We start from the raw sequence: 19,447 nt of genomic DNA, 5'->3' as shown, positions 1-19,447 counted from the left end.
CACGATGGACATCCTTGTCTTTCGCTAACAGTTCCTACTGCCAAGCCTGTAGTGGACTTTCACCACCAAGTTGTCGCCCATGCCGGGCGCACCAAGAAAAAGGGTCACTCCATAAAAAATGGAGTGACCCTTTCTTTCTATTTATAGTGCTAATCGCGCCACATCTCGCGCAATCATAACTTCTTCATTTGTTGGAACAACTAATACTTTAACCGGGGAATGCGGATAATTAATAAATGTTTCTTTACCACGGATGTCATTTCGTGCCGGGTCCCAATATACACCCATAAATTCTAAACCTTCTAACACACGTTCACGAACTGCTTTACTATTTTCTCCAATCCCTGCTGTAAAGATAATTGCATCAACACCGTGCATCTTAGAAGCATATGAACCAATATATTGATGAATACGTCCTGCAAAGATCTTTAATGCTAATTCAGCACGTTCATTACCTTGGCCTGCTTTTTCTTCAATATCTCGTAAATCACTAGAGAAGCCAGAAAGTGCTAACATACCACTTTCTTTATTTAACACATGAAGCACCTCATTAACATCTTTACCTGTCTTATCCATAATATAAGGTACAAGGGCTGGATCCAGACTACCAGAACGCGTCCCCATCGTAACCCCTTCGAGTGGCGTAAAGCCCATCGTTGTATCAATGGATTCACCATTTTTAACGGCGGCAACACTTGCTCCATTACCGATATGACATGTAATAAGACGTAATTTATCTAATGGGGTATCCATCATTTCAGCAGCTCGCTCTGATACATATTTATGACTTGTCCCATGGAAACCATATTTACGAATACCAAAATCTTGATAATATTCATATGGTAGACTGTATAAATATGATTCAGGTGGCATCGATTGATGAAAAGCCGTATCAAAAACAGCCACAGCGGGTACATTAGGCAAAATTTCTTTAAAAGCTTTTATGCCTGTTAAGTTAGCAGGATTATGTAATGGTGCCAACTCTGATACTTTGTCAATTTCAGTTATTACTTCATCAGTGACAAGGACTGAATCACTAAAGCGTTCACCACCATGAACAACACGATGACCCACGCCATCAATTTCTTCCAATGATTTAATCACACCAGAGGCTTGTAATTTTTCTAATAATAATTGAACAGCCTTCTCATGATTTGGAATATCTGTGGTAACTACATCTTCTTGTTCTCCGTATTCTAATTTAAATACAGAATTTTCAATACCAATACGCTCTACTAAACCTTTGGCTAAAACAGTTTCTTCTGGCATTTCAATCAATTGGAATTTCAGTGATGAACTACCAGCATTAATAGATATAACTTTACTCAAAATCCTTCAATCCTTTCGGGTTCCCTATTTAGTCTATTTATATACCACTTACATTTTAACGAACAATCGACATAAAATGCAACTTGAAAGTTATATGGAAGCGATACCAGTTAATATTTCTAATTTTTTCAACAATTAATACCCTTCTTTGTTAAACCATTGGTTCATCTTTAACACGATATTTTCAGTCGCTTTTGCATCTTTAAATGAAGGTAATTGCGCCATTAGAACCTCTTTAGGCGATTGCGTCTGCTCTGATTTCTTCTGTAATATAAAAATACTCTTGGCTTGTTCCTCAGCTCGGAAAATATGATTCGGTAATTGAAGCAAAGCAATCACATGAGCGGATTCCTGAATAAATCGATGTAATTGGGTTGCCTGATCACTATTGAACAGTGTATTTGGAATCACGAAAATTAAATACCCACCTGCTTTTGTATAATTTAAGCTTTGTTCAATAAGGAGATGATGGGCATAAGTATGCTCATCTGGCATAAAGACTTTAAATGCACGCGCCCTATCATCATCAGGATAATAGCCTACAGGTAAATCTGCAACAACCAGATCAACAGGATCTAATAACAATGGTTGTATCGTATCTTGATGGAAAAATTCGACCTCATTTTCCTGCAAATTAGCACTTAGAGAAGCCAGTTGAATAAAAGTTGGATCAATTTCGCTCCCAAAAGCTTTAACTAGTTTGGGGTTTTGGTTCATTAATGCGTTCAATAAATTTGCAGAGCCTACAACAGGATCAAATATAGTTAATTCTTCAGCACGAGGATATAACTTTTCAATAAGATAATTCATATACGAAGCTATAGTATCTGGTGTGATAAGATGCTGAATTTGCATAGCGCCTTTCATACTTTTAAGTGTTGTCAATTCAATCGTTTTACGAATCTGCTCTCTCTCTAATCGTTCAAAACCAATCGCTTGAACTTTTTTAATAAACACCATATCGGCTTCTGGCAAGTCTTGCTCTTCTTCTTCATCCATTAGAAAAATATTTAAGAGATCAAGCAAACCATCCATATATGTTAAATCATTTGCGTTAACATGCTCTTCAATCAAATTATCAATTTGTTGAAAATAGGCTTCAACGGTACTCATAATAAGCATTCCTCCCTTTTACAATATGCAGTATAACATACAGAGGCTAAACCGTCTCGTTTAATTTGCTGGACACCATTAAAGAAAAAAGTAGCACAGCTTTGTTTTGCTGTGCTACTTTTTTAGTCATGCTCTTTTTTACGCTGATCAAGCATGTCTTTAATCTTTTCAAAAGCTTGAGGAGCAACATCGACCAGCTTTTCGTATAGATGGGTATGTTCATGCAGATGAATAAGTTCATTGCCTTGCTTGTGCATGACAAGAAAAGCAATTGGCGTAATCGATACACCACCACCACTTCCTCCCCCAAACGGGAGAAGCTCTTCATCAGACTGATCTTGACTCTTGCTCTGTTTCCCTGAAAACTCACTTCCTCCAGCAGCAAATCCAAAGCCTACTTTAGATACGGTAATAATGGTGCTTCCATCAGCTGTTTGGATGGGCTCTCCTATCACCGTATTGACATCAACTATTTTTTTCAGTTGTTCCATGGCCGTTGACATTAAACCTTCTATCGGATGTTCTTGCATCGTTACCTAATCTCCTTTAATTAGAATTAGATCTTTTGAAATACATACTAATAGCATGTCCTAGTCTCATTGAAAACATGCATTGACAATGACTATGAAACATCGCATGATTATAAATAGGTTTGACCATATAATTTACATGATTTACTGAATCAAACCATTCAGAAACACCTGTAATGATAAGACTTTTACAACTGATGAGGAGGCCCACGGACATTGCCGTATGGTCGGCTTGATCTAGACCTATCGTGGTCAACCAATTTAATCTTTGACACTTAATCTGTTGCATTTGTGATAATGGTGGAAGTATGTTTTTATCTTTTGGCAGCTTAGAGAATTGTAACAATTTATCTAACAATTGTTCTGGCATGTAAACATCTGATTTTGAATATAAAGGAATAGCTAAGCATTTATATGTTTTCTTGATGGTGACTTTATCCGTGATATTGATTGAGATATCTACATAAAATGGGGCATAAATGATGATAAATAAAAAAATAATTAATAACGCGAGAGATATTAATAATATAAACATAGGTATACTCCTCTGTTGACTCGTTTCGCTCTACACATCGTTTAATTTGTGTCTTTAAAGGTTATAGAATATTATTAGAATTATTTAACTAGACGAAGGAGGTAGTAAAGTGATCAAACATGTATACATACATTATCCCCAAACGGTGCAAGGTACATTCCAAGCAAATGAAATAAAACAACAAGCATCTACGTATCCTGTTCAATTTGTTGACCAAGCAAACCAAGCTGATATTATTATTAGTTTAGGTGACGATGGACAGTTTCTTCATACGGTAAGAGAGACAGGTTTTTCACAATCCGCCTTATACATCGGTGCAGCACAAGAACTTCATTTTGGCCAGTATGCGACGATTCATTATGCTGATTTAGGCAACCTCTGGTCTGATATCTTAAATGAAGAAACGTATGAGGCATTCGATTTGTTAGAAGTGAGCATAGACAATGGCAAAACACATTACTGTTTAAATGAATTTAGTATGCGCTCAAGTATTATTAAAACAATCGCTATTGATGTTTTTATAGATCAAAAATTATTTGAACATTACCAGGGGGACGGATTAATTATTTCTACCCCAACAGGTAGTACTGCTTACAATAAATCCGTTGGCGGTGCACTAGTAGAGCCGACTTTAACCTGTATGCAATTGACAAAAATCGCTCCACTTACCAACGTTAACTTTAATCTATTGCACAGTCCAACGATCTTGTCTAAAAAGCGAACCGTTAGATTAGAGGTTATTCAAGATGGGAATGACTATCCAATTGTCGGCCTTGACAATGAAGCCTATCCCATATCATTAATTCGAGAGGTAGACGTAAAGTTATCTGAACGGCAATTACATTATTTCAAACCACCTGGATTAGACTACATTGAGCAAATATCCGGTATGTTTATCAATAATGGAACGCTGTAATCATGAAAAAATCGCAGTTTCCTGTCATTAACAGCAACTGCGATTTTAATTTTATAGTGATTTTTGAATAACGATAATATCCTTTTTGGGAGCTGAACGCCACTGATTGGTAGTTGAGTGAAGCAAGACATTAGCATCCGTTATCACCCACCTAGTTATCTGTGATAAACAATGGTGCCATCGACTACGGTCATGCCAACATTGATTTTGTGAATCATATGCTTTTCAACTTGAAACGGATCTTGCTCTAATATTGTAAAATCTGCTAGATAGCCTTCTTTAATTAAACCTGTTTCTTGTTCTTTCCCAATCACATAAGCACTCCCTTTTGTATATAAAGAAATCGCTTGATATACCGTTAACTGTTGTTCAGCATTATAGATTTGCTGATCAATCGTTGACCGTCTCTCAACAAATGCTTCAATACCATAAAGTGGGTTAACATCTTCAATTGGTGCATCAGAACCAGCAGCACATGCAATCCCGTGATCCAGAAAAGTTCGCCACGGATAAGCCGTTTTTACCCGCTCACTTCCAAGGCGTTGAATAACCCACGGAAAATCAGATGAAACAAAGGTAGGTTGAATATCCAAAACTACATTGAGTTTTGACAGTTTATTGATCAATGGTTGATTAACGATCATTGCATGAATAATACGATCACGATATCCTTGTGCTAAAGGATACGCTACAAGTAATTGCGCCACAATGTTAATCGCACCATCTCCAATCGCATGAACAGCAACAGGGAGTTGTAATGAACGTGCCTTTGCAATTAGGGATTCTAATTCCTCATTAGTATGTATCGCTAATCCCGTATTAGACGGATCATCGTGATAAGAAGCTTCTAACCATGCCGTTCGACCACCCAATGCTCCATCAGCAAATATTTTCATCGCACCATATTCAACGAAGGGAGTACCTTCCTTGTAACGTAAAGATTGTTTAGCAAAGTCATCAATAACATCATGATGAACCAAAAGGTGGGCTCTAAATTTCCTTGCATCTCCATCGATGCTTTGTTTATACGCTTGCGACACTTTATCGAAACTACCTTTACCATAATACGCTAAATCTTCACTATGTCCTCCAACTAAACCTAAACGAAGCAAATAATCAATGGATAAATCAATCAATTGTTTTAATTCTTCTGTTGATCGATCTGGAACAGCCTGTTTGATTAAATCTTGAGCGGTATCTAAAAAGTAGCCTGTCATTCTGTTATTATCATCACGTATGACTTTTCCGCCTTGAGGATCCTCCACACCTTCAGTAAGTTGTGCTAATTCAATCGCCTTTGTATTAGCTATCAATGCATGGCGACATACACGCGTTAATACGATTGGGTGATGAGTTGAAATGTCATCTAATTCTTTACAATCAATGATACGTTGCTCATTCCATTGATTGTCATTCCACCCTTCTCCAAATAACCAATGCCCTGAAGGCATGCTTTTCACTCGTTCGCGTACACACGCTAAGACTTCTGCTGCGCTCATACATGCTGATAAATCTAAGTGTGCTAACTTTTCTCCCTGCCCAATAATATGTAAATGACTATCCACAAAACCAGGAAATATATATTTTCCTGTTAAGTCAACTTCCTCTTCTATATCAGACTTAAATTGTGCCTTTAACCGTTGATATGTTCCAACCTTTAATATTCGACCGGAATGTGTATATACAGCTTCTACTGTATCATTGACTTCACACATCGTATAAAAGGTGCCACCAAACCATAATGTCCCCATCACTCATTGCTCCCTTTCGATCATATGGACCATTTCATTGTTAAATTAAAAGATACCAAAAAAATAGACAATTGAAAAGAGTAGCGCTTATTAGCACTACTCCTCTTTTATCATTTTGATTAGTGTGATTGTCCACTTAATTGTTGTTCAGCCATTTGTACTAAACGTTTTGTAATTTCACCACCAACAGATCCGTTAGCACGTGAAGTTGTATCAGGACCAAGGTTAACACCAAATTCTTGAGCAATTTCATATTTCATTTGATCAAGCGCTTGGCTTACACCTGGTACAACTAATTGATTGCTACTATTGTTATTTGCCATGTCTGCTTTCACCTCCTCCTTAATACATTTCTAGAATGTGCAGATTGGAGGTTCTCATACAGAAAAAAAACTGGTAGTTGTTACATATTAAATGAACAGCACGGTAAGACTGTTCTTTTAGTAAAATGAGAGCGTACGTTGATAGATAATCTTCAAAGCTTTGGCTCATGAACAGCTACTATTTTGAGGCGGATGGTTTCCGGACGCGGTTATCTGTGATAAACCTAACTATTACAGAAACCATTTAAAATAGATCTTGCATTAAATCATCACTCTTGTTCCCGAAAACCGTGACAACCTTAATATTTTCTAAAAGTTCATCCAGTTCATGAGATAAATCAAGTTGACTTTCAAAACATGTCACTTTATCTAATTTTGGTTTTGTTTTAGGAGCCTTAGGGACAAACACCGTACAACAATCTTCAAAAGGACGAATTGAAATGGGATATGTACCTATTTCTTTAGCCGTTTGAATGATTGCATTTTTATCTATAGCTATTAGTGGGCGGATAATTGGAAATGCGGTAACAGCATTTATGGCATGCATACTTTCCATAGTCTGACTTGCAACCTGTCCCAAACTTTCTCCAGTCGTAATAGATAAAATATTTCTTTGTTTCGCTACGACCTCACTTATCTTCAACATCATTCGACGCATAACGGTCATTGAATAACCGTGAGGAATTTCACGATGAATCTTTTGTTGCATTGCTGTAAACGGAACAATATGAACATTAACCTCATGGCCAAATTCAGCAAGCTTTTCAGCTAGATCTAATACTTTCTGTTTTGAGGCTTCACTTGTGTACGGCGGGGAATGAAAATGGATCGCCTCAATTTTCACACCACGTCGCATTGCTAAATAGCCAGCGACTGGACTATCTATTCCACCGGAGAGTAATAATAAGCTCTTACCTGATGTTCCAACCGGTAATCCACCAGCACCTGGGTAACGAGCAGATGTAATAAATGTAGCACCTTTCCTAATATCGATGTGAATTTCAACATCAGGCTGATGGACGTTAACCGTAATATTCTCCGTATTCTTAAGTAAATGTGCACCAATCACATGATTAAATGTTTGTGAGTCGATTGGAAAATCTTTATCACCACGCTTAGTCGTCACCTTAAACGTTCGAACATTCTCAACTTCCTTTAATGCATACAATGCTGCCTCTTTAATCGCGACTTCATTATTCTCTGTTTTAATAGCCAAACTTAAACTTTGAATCCCAAATATAAAACGGCAAATATCAATAATAGCTTGAGGATCGGCACCGTTTAATAAGATGCTCATTCGATCACGCCCGCTTTTTATTTTCACACTAGGAAAATCCTTGAGTTGATGACGAACGTTTTCGTGCAGTTGGTTAATGAATACTTTTCTATTTTTTCCTTTTAACGATAATTCGCCATATCGAATTAATATATGATCATACAACATTGTCATTACCCCATTACTTTGCTCAATTCTTTGATTATTCTTTTTAAAACACGTACAAACAATTCAATTTCCCCGTCTGTATTTTGAAACGAGAAACTAACCCTTAAAGCTGAAGTTGTTCTTTCGCGAGGAAGTTGTATCGCACGTAACACCGCACTTTCATCGGTTCTTTTCGATGAACAGGCAGATTTTGTTGAAACAAAAATATGATTTTCTTCTAAAGCATGTAAAACAACTTCCGGTTTATATGCTGGAATAGAAAAATTTAAAATGTGTGGCGCCTGACCATCAGGAGTATTAATGACAACCTCAGGAATATCTTGAAGCTGTTGGCGTAATTGCTGATTCAAATGGTCTAAATAATCAGGGTGATGCATTTTTTGTTCGGTTATTAAGCGCATTGCTCTAACTAGCGAAACAATGCCAGCAAGATTCTCGGTTCCTGAGCGCTTATCTGTTTGTTGACCACCACCGTGAAATAACGGAAAAAGTCGAATCCCCTCTTTAACATACAACAATCCCGTTCCTTTTAAACCGTGTATTTTATGACCGGATATTGAACACAAATCGACGTTTGAACTTTTCAAATCCAAGCTAACTTTGCCAAAGCCCTGAATATCATCAACGTGAAAATAAGTGGTTGGTCGATTCTTCAGAAGTTCTCCAATTTCTTTAATTGGTTGAATCGAACCTAACTCATTATTAACATGCATAATACTGACTAATATTGTATCATCTTGTAATGCTTCTTTAACAGACTCAATTTCAACAACGCCTGATTGATTAACAGGTAGATAAGTTACACTAAACCCCAACTCTTCTAACGCTCGGCATGCAGAAAGCACAGAAGGATGCTCAATGGTCGTCGTAATAATATGTTTACCACGTTTTTGATACGCTAAAGCTACCCCTTTAATTGCTAAATTATTACCTTCTGTCCCACCCGAAGTGAAAATGATTTCTGTTGGTGCGACATTCATGATCTGACCAGCTTGTTGATGTGATTTTCTTAATAATTTATCAGCATCTAACCCGAACTGATGGGCTGAGGAAGCATTTCCATAATAAGCTTCTGATACAGTCAGAAAGCTATCTAACACTTCTTGTGATGGCTTTGTCGTCGCGCTATTATCAAAGTAAATCATTAGAATACCCCTTCGTCTATCTATTGCACTGCATTATTCTAACATATTTCCGTCCCTATATGAACCGTTGCTTAAAACGAAAACCTCTGCTTCTTAGCTATTATCAAAGTACCTTTTATTATAGGATAATCAAAAGTACAAATAACTTTCCACTCAAAAACACTCATCCATCGATGAAGAGGGTAGTTTTTCTTTTACTTGGCACTGTTGCTTTTCACTTCTTTGTTGAAAATTCACAAAACAAACCTTCAATCAGTGGGCGGCTTATGGACGATGATCTGTGAAAAAATCCTAACGTACAAGTAAAAATCCCAAGCATAAGCTAGGGATTTAATTCAGATCGAGCGCACCAAGTAATTCATCAACAGATACAGGACTATCTTTTTCAAACTCATAAAGAATATCATTGTAAGGACTGCTAGCTCTTTCCACGAGCGAAGAAGGTGGCTCCTCTTCTGTAGCTATGTTTGATACTGTTTCAAGTTGCTCAGCTTCGTCTTGTTCAGCCTCTAAACTTGATGCTTCGTCCTGCTCGACTTGTTCAAACCTTGATAGCTCCCCCGAAACTTCTGCACCTAATTTACGTTGCTCGTCTACGTTAGGCTGAACTTGATAGACAGGGTCTAAATCAACAAAAAACAATGTGAAAAATAGTCCCCAAATACTAAGTGTTAATATTGACATACTGATTATTGATACAAATTTCATCTGCCATCCCCCCTCGATTAACTTGGCACTTTAATACGCGTTTCAAGGCGAGCTAGTGCTCCTGGTTCTATATCTTCTAATGCCTGTGAAGCAATCTCTAATGCTTCTTGATAACGATACTCTCTAAACATTTGTTCAGCTTCTAATAATTTGGCAGTCAATACTGGATACTGACTACGATAACGATTGGCATATTGAATAACGCGCTCAACGAGGTAAGCTTGTTCAATAATTAAATCGGTTTGTTCTAACAATAAATTTACTGATGTCGAGGCTTCATTTAATGTATGATTTACCTTCCCCATATCCAAAGGTTGCTCATTTAAATGTTCCATCACTAAACTGCATTTTTCTGTTGCCTCATCTAATTGATTCCAGATGAATGAAGGAATGCCAGGTAAATTACTTTTTTGCAAGCGACGATTGGTATCGTATAATTGACGTTGTAACAGTTGAATTTTTTCTTTTGCTTCCACTTCATCTTTTCGAATCGTTTTAACTTGCTCTTTAAATTCTTCATGAGATTCTTTTAGCTTTTGTAAATCTTGATAGCTTGATTCTAGTTGATCACGTAGTGAAACAAAGGTTTGCTTTTCTTCTGTCATTTCTGTCATCATCTGCTCATGTTGACGTTCTAATTGATGAATCCATTTTTCAAGGTTAGCGTATAATTCAAGATCGCTACCTTCCATATAATAAGTTTTCTGTAATTCTTTTACTTCATCATCCGTTTCCTGAAAAACTTCTACCACATCCGCAATAAGCGTTTTGAAGTTATCTAAGTGTTTATCTATATACTGTTTTGCATTTGCCTCTTTTTCCAATAAGCCATATATCTCTTGAATACGTTCCTCTAAACTTGTTACAAAATCATAAACAGACTGATCATCTGTTTCTTCTAAACGCTTTAAATATTTGACGATTTCTTGTTCGAAACTGGCTAATTCCTTAAGGAAATTATGATGTTCGATACGATATCCCTCTTGCTTCATTTCCTTAATACCATTTTTAAGTTGATTAATTTGATCAGGTAGTTCTTGCTTACACTTTTTATAAATAACGGGAAAATCTTCAATTCGAACGGCTAGATCAGCTAGTTGTTCTTGAATGGCTTGAATAATTTGGCGCGCTTCATAATAATTCCCTTCATCACTCGCTACATAAAATTGATCGAGCAGCTGTTGTTGTTCATTGATTTCTTTTTCAAAACGTTGTTCAGCTGCTCCAAACAAATGGCGCCCTTCAAGTAACGTCTGACGTAAAGACTTAATTTGTGGAATAACCTTCTCTACTTCTTTTCTGCTTTGCTTTTCTGAATCCAGTAAATCGTCTAATTCGCTATACATATTTTTTATTGTCTGTTCAATTTCATTAAGTGTTTTCTCTACGGCAGCTAAATTTTTCTTAGCATTTGGAATTTTAAAACCATCAGCTGCGGCTTCAGCATCAAAGAGGTATTCCTCAATGTCCGGTAAATCACGCGTTAAAATCCGATCCCATGTCTCTTTCCAAGATTCGAACTTCTCTTGTGTCTCTCCCGATAGCCTTAATGCCTTGACACGTTGCAACTCTGCTGTGACATTACGATTCATAATATCCATTTTCCATGCTTCGAGTTGATCGACACGATCATACACTCTTTTTCTTAAAATTAAACCCACAATAATTAATGTTATAATAACGAGAATAAACCCTATAATATAGGTGACCATGTTAATCCTCCTTGAATCTATCGACCATTTTATACATTTCTATACGAGAACTTAAGTTCTTTCGCTTGATTTATGATTAGGATGTATTATCATTATCATACCATGAACATTAGTCTTTTTGCTAAAAAAAATCAAATTAATTCGTTATTTGACATTTTTTATATCGGCATGATTTTAAAAATATTTAAAAATTGCATCTTGATTCATTCATGGGTATAATTTGCTATTAAAAGAAAGTCTAACGGTGGAGGGGATTTCAATGTTTGAGAAAAAATCTTATGATGAGTCAAGAGAAAAAAATTATCAATTATTGCTAAAACAGTTGGAAGCACTTATTGAAGATGAGCAAGATCAGATTGCCAATTTATCAAATAGCTCAGCATTACTAAACCAATTTTTAGATCAAGTGAATTGGGTGGGCTTTTACTTAATGAAGGATGATGAATTAATTTTGGGGCCATTCCAAGGTTTACCTGCTTGTGTTCATATCCAAATCGGTAAAGGGGTTTGTGGTACAGCTGTCAGTGAAAGATCAACACAACGTATTGCTAATGTCCATCAATTCCCTGGACACATTGCTTGTGACGCAGCCAGTCAATCTGAAATCGTTGTTCCTATTATTAAAAATGATCAAGTTATCGGCGTTTTAGATATCGATAGTCCCACCTTAGATCGTTTTGATGAAATCGATCAAAAATATTTAGAGAAGTTCGTTGACATCTTGCAAAAATATTTGTAATTCAGAAAATCTCTTCAATAATATTTTCACAATCTATTGCTAAAATTAGTGATGAAAAGACAACACGATTTCAAAACATGAAAGGTAATGCTAAATTAAATCTATTTTTATTTACGAAAAACAGAAGCGAAAAAACTTGCCAGGTATGATTCTTCTCAATAACAGAATCATACCTGACAATATGTTTTTTCATTGATTGGTACTATCGCTAAAGTATTTTTTTATCACAGATAACCGTCCGTCCACTCTCAGCCACAATTAAAGGAATTAAGGTTCAATTTGAAACTGATTTTTCCCGCTTCGTTTTGCTCGATATAAAGCTTGATCTGCCATATCAAATAATGTAATAAAATCCACTTTACATTCGCTGTTCCAAAAGGCCATACCTATTGAGGCTGTAATCGTTGGTTTCGTTAAACGTTTAATTAAATCAAGTAGTTGTGTCACAAAAGCTTTCCCTTCCCTAGCGCTCTTATGGGGCAAATATATTGCTAACTCTTCGCCTCCCCAACGCGCCGCAAAACCGTTATCTTCGATTCTGTCACGGATAATATCCGATACTTGTATTAAGATATGATCCCCAACATCATGACCATGTAAGTCATTAACTTTCTTAAAATCATCAAGGTCAATTAAGATAAATACGCCTTGTTGATCATGACTTAGGTGTGTCATACAGCGCTCATCTAAATATTTTCTTGAATATAATTTTGTCAAATAGTCTGTTATAACAGAAAGTTCTAATTGCTCACGTAATAATGTGTTTTCAAAAGCTAATGTAGCATGATAAGTTAATGATTTCATCAACTTAAACTGATCAAAAGAAAAGAAATAAGGTTTTGGATGTAAAACGGCAATCAAACCAATTAGCTTGTCAGTTTGAATCATTGGCAATAAAATGACTGAGCTATAATAATGGTGTTCGCCATATCTTGTTGCATAATCACCAATAAACACAGCATCTTGTTCTTTTTGAACGAGGCTGTATAATTCATCAACAAAATCGCGACTATCATCACGATGAAACAGTTGAGTTGAAGCAGATTCTATCTTATACCCTACTGAAGGATTGGCTAAAAGAAAACCAATTTCATCTGTTTTAAAGGATTCTTTAAACTGTTTTTTAATGAATGCTGTAATATCCAATAGACCATTTAATTTATTCAACTCATGCACAAAGGTATTAATCAGTTGTAAGTCTTGAATCAACTGGTTCGATTGTTGGTACAATTGTGCATTCTCTAATGCATTGCCGGCAGTATTGGCTAATAATCGAACGAATTCAATATCTTCATTCGGAACATGGTCGATTTCTACAGCAGTTAGTTGCATAACCCCATAAATACCTTGTTTTCCATTTAACGGTGCATATAAGTTGATTTTATTTTGATTAGGTTTTTGATCAAGTTTAATTTCACCTGTTAAAAAAGCTTGAACACTTGCTTTATCAGCATATTCTTCATTATAAATTAACTCTTTAACAGGTAAATCTTGATCACCTTGATAATTTTTGGACAAAAATAGGTTACAGTTAAACTGTGGATAAATCGATCTAATCGTTTCAATGATTTCACTAAGAACATCTTTGGGATTCATTGTTGAATGGAATTTTTGCGTCACGTTGTACATTAATTCGTATTTATTAGCCTGTGCTTGAGCATTATATGTATTAGTCAGTTCAATTAGTAACGTATTCATTTCCTCAGCAATTTGAATAAATTGCTCTTGTTGGTTTTCCAAGTGATTGTTATCTTCTTCAACAAATAGAACTAAATAACCATTAAGATGAATGTGATTGCCCAAACCAATGATACAAACCTGCTGCTCTGTTTCTACATGCATCACCTCAGTCCCCGGCACCACAGCAAAACGATGTTGAGAATTGACTGCCTTAACACTATCTGAAGTCATCTTTTCCACGAATTGAATGGTTTTACTACTTGTTGTCCCTGATAACATGTAACAATCTGTCCAGGTATTATATAGGTAAAGTGCTACTGCATCTGCTTTAATCAATAATTCAACCTGTTTAAGTATAATATGTATTGATTCCCTACTTTGATAAGGATTCTTTTGCTCATGAAGAAAAGTGGCATGGTTTTCGGTTAAGGTATATGACTTCATTTACAGGTTCCACCCATCTAAAAAATAATCAAAATAAGCCATTCAACTCATATTATAACGCAAATATTTCTAAATGCCTACCAAAAAGATAGTAAATTATACTTATAAAGTAAAGACTTGTTTTTTTGACAAATCCTTTCAATAACAGCGTTTTATCGCTATTTACCACAAAAACAAGCGCATAACAGCCCAGTGTAGAAATAAGGTCTTTTTACCCTGTTTTTCACATATCTAGACTGCTTGATAAGTAAAGGTTGACTCAAATGACTAAAAAACATATAATAGACTTTGTGTAAAAAAGGTAGCCTCTGTGAACCGCCGGTTGTTCATTTTGTTCCTTATCTATTCATATGTAAGGTGTATCGTGTAACTCTCTGCTGCTGGAGCGATGGTACATGAAAACAAAATGGCAAGCGATTATGGAACACAATATCTTGTTTTATGCAAAATCTAATATAAAAGGAGAGATTGCACTATGGCTCGCTATACAGGTCCTGTATGGAAAAAGTCTCGTCGTCTCGGCATTTCATTAACGGGTACAGGTAAGGAATTAGATAAGCGTCCTTACGCCCCTGGACAACATGGTCCAAATCAACGCAGAAAGCTTTCAGAATATGGTTTACAGTTACAAGAGAAGCAAAAACTTCGCTTCATGTATGGGGTAAACGAACGTCAATTTAGCAACCTTTTCGAAAGTGCAGGCAAAATGAAAGGTGTACACGGTGAAAACTTCATGGTTCTTTTAGAATCACGTTTGGATAACCTTGTTTACCGCCTTGGACTTGCTCGTACGCGTCGTCAAGCGCGCCAATTAGTAAACCATGGTCATATTACTGTAGATGGTGGTCGTGTCGATATCCCATCATACAGTGTGAAACCTGGCCAATCAATTGGTGTACGTGAGAAATCACAAAAACTTGATATCATTGCTGAAGCGATTGAAGCTAACACATTCGTACCTGAGTATTTAACTTTCGATGCTGATAAGCTTGAAGGCACTTACTCACGTTATCCAGAACGTACTGAGTTACCAGCAGAAATCAACGAAGCCCTTATTGTTGAGTGGTACTCACGTTAATGAGAATGACTCACTTATAAGTAACATTAAAAGTCCTACAAACATTGTTTTATCAGTGTTTAGGGGCTTTTTTTTATTGCGCTGATTAATTGCAAATAAATGAACAAAAAAGAATGATTTTGCGGCTGATTGGGGCTAATTTGGGGCTAATAAATTATGGCGTGGGCAGATTTATGTGAAGGAAACAAGGTACCGCTATTTGCATAGGGTACCCTAAAAATTAATACATGGTTCTAGACGGATTTGAGGGAACTTATTAAAAAAGCAACTATATTGATACTGCTAAATAATACTCTTTAATTCAGTATACCTTCTAATGCAATATTTTGGTCTACTTTTAAACTGAAATTATAATCAAGCCATATTACTTTGTTATTTTTCACAATAATTTTACCATCTTTTAATGAATCCTTAATCTCATCCCTAAACCGATTATATCCTAAATTCTTATATCTTTTAAGTCTAGGTGGTAAATTTTCTATTTTAGAAAGTTCTGAGAGAAATCTGTCGGGAATAAAGTGTTCGTAACTACCCCTAGTTAATTCCATAACTGTATCGTTTTTAATTTTAATTAATACTATATAGTTCTCATAAAAAGATACACTCAGTTCATAATGATTTTCTTTCAATAAAAATCTGTTATTCACCATTTTTCTAATAGAATTCTCTATACTATCAACAAATAATTTTTCAAAATCTTCAACTGCGGAGGATCTTATAAAATACTCCACTTTTATCCCCTCTTTTTGATTTTTTGTAATACACTTTCTTTTACCTTTTTAGTATCCAAATCATGATAATCAGCCAAAGCATTGTCTAAAGATTGATCTATAACAAAATCCACATCTTTTATTTTGACCACATATTCATCAGTAGTTAAAATTTCGTACATTAATTCCATAAATGTATTTCTAGAATTATTTAGTTTAACATAATTTTTCCTATATTGAGAATGTAAATGCAACAAAACTTCTAGTGGTACAAAAATTGGTCTTGCATCATATTTATCTGGTAATTTAGTATAGAAATGATCAGCCATTGTTGTGAAATTATTTTCATCAAAATTATTACAAATAAAGATATGAGAACTTAATTGCTTTTTTGTACTATATTTGGTTATATGTTTTATTTGATTCAACATTTCAACATAATCAATTGCCTTCCTTTGTTCACCTTTAGCCAGATTATATCCTTTAGTGTTTTTATTTAATTTACAGTCATAAGAAAACACATATTTTTTATTACTGTCTTCCGCACCTTCTTCAACTGTAAATGTAATTGTAAAGATACCTTCTGGAACTTCTTTCCCTGTCATACTACTTCCCCACTTATCTGCATTCGGAAAAATATCTTTAAGAACATTAAACACATCATCTTCAAAATCAGAAAATGTATATCTATCACCTATTTGCTCAGGAACTGGCAAATTATCCATGATTTCGTATGACTTATTAGCAACACTCGATAAATAAGATTTTGATCTATGTTCAATTGATTCATATATTTGCTCAAATACCATTTCGGGTTTACTCAAATTGTATATTTTACCGAAGTTAACTGGAAAAATGCAATCATTTTTATACTTGGATATATGTTTTTCTAACACTCCAACAAATATTATAGCTGTAGGTGTTAAAGAACGGTTTATTTTTTCCAAAAATTTGTTTTGAATAGCGCCTTGATGAATAAGAATTTGAAATGATTCTCCTGATTTTTCATTGACCAAATTAATAAATTTATATTCTTTACTAAAGAATTTCTTTTTTGATTCATTTCTAACTTCCCAATCAGTAGAATCACAAAATAAATTCACCAAACCCTTTACATAGAAGCTTATATTTTCTATGGAAATTTTTAATGATCGGAATGTTTCACTACCCAAATTATTATAACCACATTCAGGACACTCCTCTGTAGATTTTTCTTCATTTATACTAATGTAATCACACTCAGGGTTTCTACAAAAAATATTTTCTTCTGTATATTCATCAATGATCCCATCATTATTTAACTTTTTGAAAATCTTTTCCTCTTCGTCATTTAATTCCTCTTTAACTGACAGAGTCATTAAGTAATCCGTAACGTCTGCTTTACCTGCTCTAAACTTAGTGTTAGAGATTAACTTATTTAATGGTATTCCAAATTTGTCAAAAAATTTGCATTCCAATTGTTCTTTTATATCACTACTAATTCCGTTATCATTCATCGAAAATAAAATATTCCCTTGCTCTAATACAGTAGATTTTACTGTTCTATTTACATTTCGTGATGTAAAAGTTAAACTTTCAATATCTTTTATACTTTCAAGGTCTAAGCAATCTTTATTATGAGCATCTTTAACTGAGGAAAATACATCACCGTTTTCTAATGAAAACGAAAGTTTAGGTGAATTAATTAACGGACTATTTCTAAACGAGATCTTGTTAACCGTAAAATCTTGGATATCTTCATTTTCTGGAGATTCACCTTCCAAAAAAGCTCTTAAAACAGTATCAATATCATAATCTTTAAATAACTCAGTTTTTATTTTAGTGAAAGAGTTAGCAAGATTCTCTTCCATATACTCTTTTATCCAACGTTCTTCATTTTTGAATTTTGACCTTATTTCAAGAGTATTTTCTTCAGAGTTTATACTAATCATAATAGGAGCTACTTCTTTATTTCTAAATGGTTCATCAAAATCCGGTACCGAAGCATCATTTACTTGTCTATACAAAATAATTAGAACGTTAATATTATCATATGATGTATATGCAAAAATGCGATAATTATTGTCTCTACTAGATTTTTTGTGTAGTTCATCTTCAAAATGTTTCGCACTTTTTTCTGGTATGCTTAATGCTTTCTTCAAACTAATGCTTTTGTCAGAGGAAAAGACAATTCCAGTTCCTTTATTTAGCCAGTTATGTAAAGTATACAAAGCTATTAAATGTTGAATTGAATCATCCAGTAATTGTTTCAACTGGACGATTTGTGAATGGAAGAAATTCGTGTCTAACTCACTTGCAACAGAATTATAATAACTAATAACACTTTTCTTCTTTCTGCTTAGAAAATCTTTAAGAATCACTATCTCACGTTTTGTTTCTTCTGATATCTTACATAATTCGTTTATTTTGTCTTCTTTATTAAGCTCATTTTTTTCGTGGCTTAAGATACTCTCAAACTCGATTAAGGACTTGATTGAGGAATTTTTAAGTATATCTTTAAACTTCTTACCAAGTAGGAAGTCTGAGTAATCATTAATCTTATCAATTGAAACTCCTAAGTATCTCCAAAACAATGTACTTTTTTTATCAGATTCATCAAATATCTTATTTATAGACTCCAATTTTTTTGACACAAACACTACCCCCTAAGATGTCTTTACTGGTTATTTCGACAAATAGGGTAAATATTCCTGCTTTCATTTTATTAAAAATGACAAAATACCTAGATAAATTACATTTTCAAACTTAATAAGAACGCTTGTTCTTATTATATGATAAATATTTATATTTGTATAGTAGTTATATTAAAAAATGGCACCTTTTTGATGTCATTTCTATAGCTTTGAATATTCATCTTTAGCAAAACTCATCATCTCATCATAAATATGATCTTTAAACCAAGTATTAGGAATAATGTCAGCAATAGATTCACCAATTGATTCATATTCTTGTTCAAAACCAAAGCACCCTCATATAAGTTGTAATAACTTATTGATCACTTAACTTTAATTTAATTGGATAAGTCCACCTTGATATCAAGGTGTAGGCAAAAAATATGTGGCTGAACGATTAGGAAATACACCTATGATGATCTTAGACATATACGGTCATACTTTTAAAGAAGTAGAAAGAGGAATAGTTGATATGTTTGCTACCATGGATAAATTTTCGGTTGGTTCTGAAAAATAACTCTTCAACAGTTGCTATATCAAGACTTATACAATTCGTTCACTTCTACTCTCGTTAATCTGTGCTATCTAAAGGTTAATATCTCCTCCATTAAATGTTGT

General features: G+C 34.7%; 17 protein-coding genes. 4 read left to right on the top strand and 13 right to left on the bottom strand.

Features of this window, described 5'->3' with window-relative positions; translation table 11 throughout:
- Positions 1-141: 141 nt before the first annotated feature.
- From JOE23_RS16295 to JOE23_RS16280, 4 genes are all read right to left on the bottom strand, one after another.
- Positions 142-1,329: an acetate kinase gene (locus JOE23_RS16295; protein WP_204440146.1), complete on the bottom strand. Its 1,188-nt coding sequence runs from the start codon at positions 1,327-1,329 to the stop codon at positions 142-144.
- Between the two features lie 135 nt (positions 1,330-1,464).
- Positions 1,465-2,442, bottom strand: coding sequence for a class I SAM-dependent methyltransferase (locus JOE23_RS16290; RefSeq protein ID WP_204440144.1), 978 nt, complete (start codon positions 2,440-2,442; stop codon positions 1,465-1,467).
- A 122-nt stretch (positions 2,443-2,564) separates the two neighbouring features.
- Positions 2,565-2,972 (bottom strand): GerW family sporulation protein, encoded by a 408-nt coding sequence (gene ytfJ / locus JOE23_RS16285; protein WP_204440141.1) that lies wholly within the window; start codon positions 2,970-2,972, stop codon positions 2,565-2,567.
- 16 nt (positions 2,973-2,988) lie between these two features.
- A complete protein-coding gene (locus JOE23_RS16280) occupies positions 2,989-3,507 on the bottom strand; it encodes a DUF2953 domain-containing protein (protein ID WP_204440139.1) in 519 nt (172 codons plus the stop codon).
- Between the two features lie 109 nt (positions 3,508-3,616).
- On the opposite strand from JOE23_RS16280, the gene JOE23_RS16275 reads away from it, so the two are divergent.
- The gene (locus JOE23_RS16275) at positions 3,617-4,423 is read left to right on the top strand and encodes an NAD kinase (RefSeq protein WP_204440136.1); all 807 of its coding nucleotides are present in this window, start codon (positions 3,617-3,619) and stop codon (positions 4,421-4,423) included.
- Positions 4,424-4,578: 155 nt separating this feature from the next.
- Here the strand turns inward: JOE23_RS16275 and JOE23_RS16270 are convergent, their stop codons facing one another.
- The 6 genes from JOE23_RS16270 to ezrA all read right to left on the bottom strand — a co-directional run bounded on the left by JOE23_RS16270 (position 4,579) and on the right by ezrA (position 11,506).
- Complete coding sequence (locus JOE23_RS16270) at positions 4,579-6,174, bottom strand: amidohydrolase (RefSeq protein ID WP_204440133.1); 1,596 nt, start codon at positions 6,172-6,174, stop codon at positions 4,579-4,581.
- A gap of 119 nt (positions 6,175-6,293) precedes the next feature.
- On the bottom strand, positions 6,294-6,497 hold the full coding sequence (locus JOE23_RS16265) for an alpha/beta-type small acid-soluble spore protein (protein ID WP_017473409.1): 204 nt from the start codon (positions 6,495-6,497) through the stop codon (positions 6,294-6,296).
- Positions 6,498-6,741: 244 nt separating this feature from the next.
- Complete coding sequence (gene thiI, locus JOE23_RS16260) at positions 6,742-7,941, bottom strand: tRNA uracil 4-sulfurtransferase ThiI (protein WP_204440131.1); 1,200 nt, start codon at positions 7,939-7,941, stop codon at positions 6,742-6,744.
- A gap of 5 nt (positions 7,942-7,946) precedes the next feature.
- Positions 7,947-9,086, bottom strand: coding sequence for a cysteine desulfurase family protein (locus tag JOE23_RS16255; protein ID WP_204440129.1), 1,140 nt, complete (start codon positions 9,084-9,086; stop codon positions 7,947-7,949).
- A gap of 330 nt (positions 9,087-9,416) precedes the next feature.
- Positions 9,417-9,794 (bottom strand): hypothetical protein, encoded by a 378-nt coding sequence (locus tag JOE23_RS16250; protein WP_204440126.1) that lies wholly within the window; start codon positions 9,792-9,794, stop codon positions 9,417-9,419.
- A gap of 17 nt (positions 9,795-9,811) precedes the next feature.
- Positions 9,812-11,506, bottom strand: a complete 1,695-nt coding sequence (ezrA, locus tag JOE23_RS16245; protein ID WP_204440123.1) for a septation ring formation regulator EzrA — start codon at positions 11,504-11,506, stop codon at positions 9,812-9,814.
- A gap of 259 nt (positions 11,507-11,765) precedes the next feature.
- Here ezrA and JOE23_RS16240 point away from each other — a divergent pair, with 259 nt between their 5' ends.
- Positions 11,766-12,245 (top strand): GAF domain-containing protein, encoded by a 480-nt coding sequence (locus tag JOE23_RS16240; RefSeq protein ID WP_204440121.1) that lies wholly within the window; start codon positions 11,766-11,768, stop codon positions 12,243-12,245.
- Positions 12,246-12,512: 267 nt separating this feature from the next.
- On the opposite strand, the gene JOE23_RS16235 is transcribed toward JOE23_RS16240, so the two are convergent.
- A complete protein-coding gene (locus JOE23_RS16235) occupies positions 12,513-14,369 on the bottom strand; it encodes a sensor domain-containing diguanylate cyclase (protein WP_204440119.1) in 1,857 nt (618 codons plus the stop codon).
- A gap of 475 nt (positions 14,370-14,844) precedes the next feature.
- On the opposite strand from JOE23_RS16235, the gene rpsD reads away from it, so the two are divergent.
- The gene (gene rpsD / locus JOE23_RS16230) at positions 14,845-15,447 is read left to right on the top strand and encodes a 30S ribosomal protein S4 (protein WP_017473416.1); all 603 of its coding nucleotides are present in this window, start codon (positions 14,845-14,847) and stop codon (positions 15,445-15,447) included.
- Between the two features lie 296 nt (positions 15,448-15,743).
- Here the strand turns inward: rpsD and JOE23_RS16225 are convergent, their stop codons facing one another.
- Both JOE23_RS16225 and JOE23_RS16220 read right to left on the bottom strand, forming a co-directional pair.
- The gene (locus JOE23_RS16225; protein WP_204440117.1) at positions 15,744-16,178 is read right to left on the bottom strand and encodes a hypothetical protein; all 435 of its coding nucleotides are present in this window, start codon (positions 16,176-16,178) and stop codon (positions 15,744-15,746) included.
- A 2-nt stretch (positions 16,179-16,180) separates the two neighbouring features.
- On the bottom strand, positions 16,181-18,790 hold the full coding sequence (locus tag JOE23_RS16220; protein WP_338021933.1) for a hypothetical protein: 2,610 nt from the start codon (positions 18,788-18,790) through the stop codon (positions 16,181-16,183).
- Positions 18,791-19,214: 424 nt separating this feature from the next.
- Between JOE23_RS16220 and JOE23_RS18110 the strand changes: the two genes are divergently transcribed.
- Positions 19,215-19,346, top strand: a complete 132-nt coding sequence (locus tag JOE23_RS18110) for a hypothetical protein (protein WP_275581588.1) — start codon at positions 19,215-19,217, stop codon at positions 19,344-19,346.
- The last annotated feature ends 101 nt before the right edge of the window (positions 19,347-19,447 follow it).

This window comes from Amphibacillus cookii (assembly GCF_016908375.1).
Taxonomy (GTDB): domain Bacteria; phylum Bacillota; class Bacilli; order Bacillales; family Amphibacillaceae; genus Amphibacillus_C; species Amphibacillus_C cookii.
Note: the sequence above shows the minus strand (reverse complement) of the source record. Positions and strands in the feature narration are given on the sequence as shown.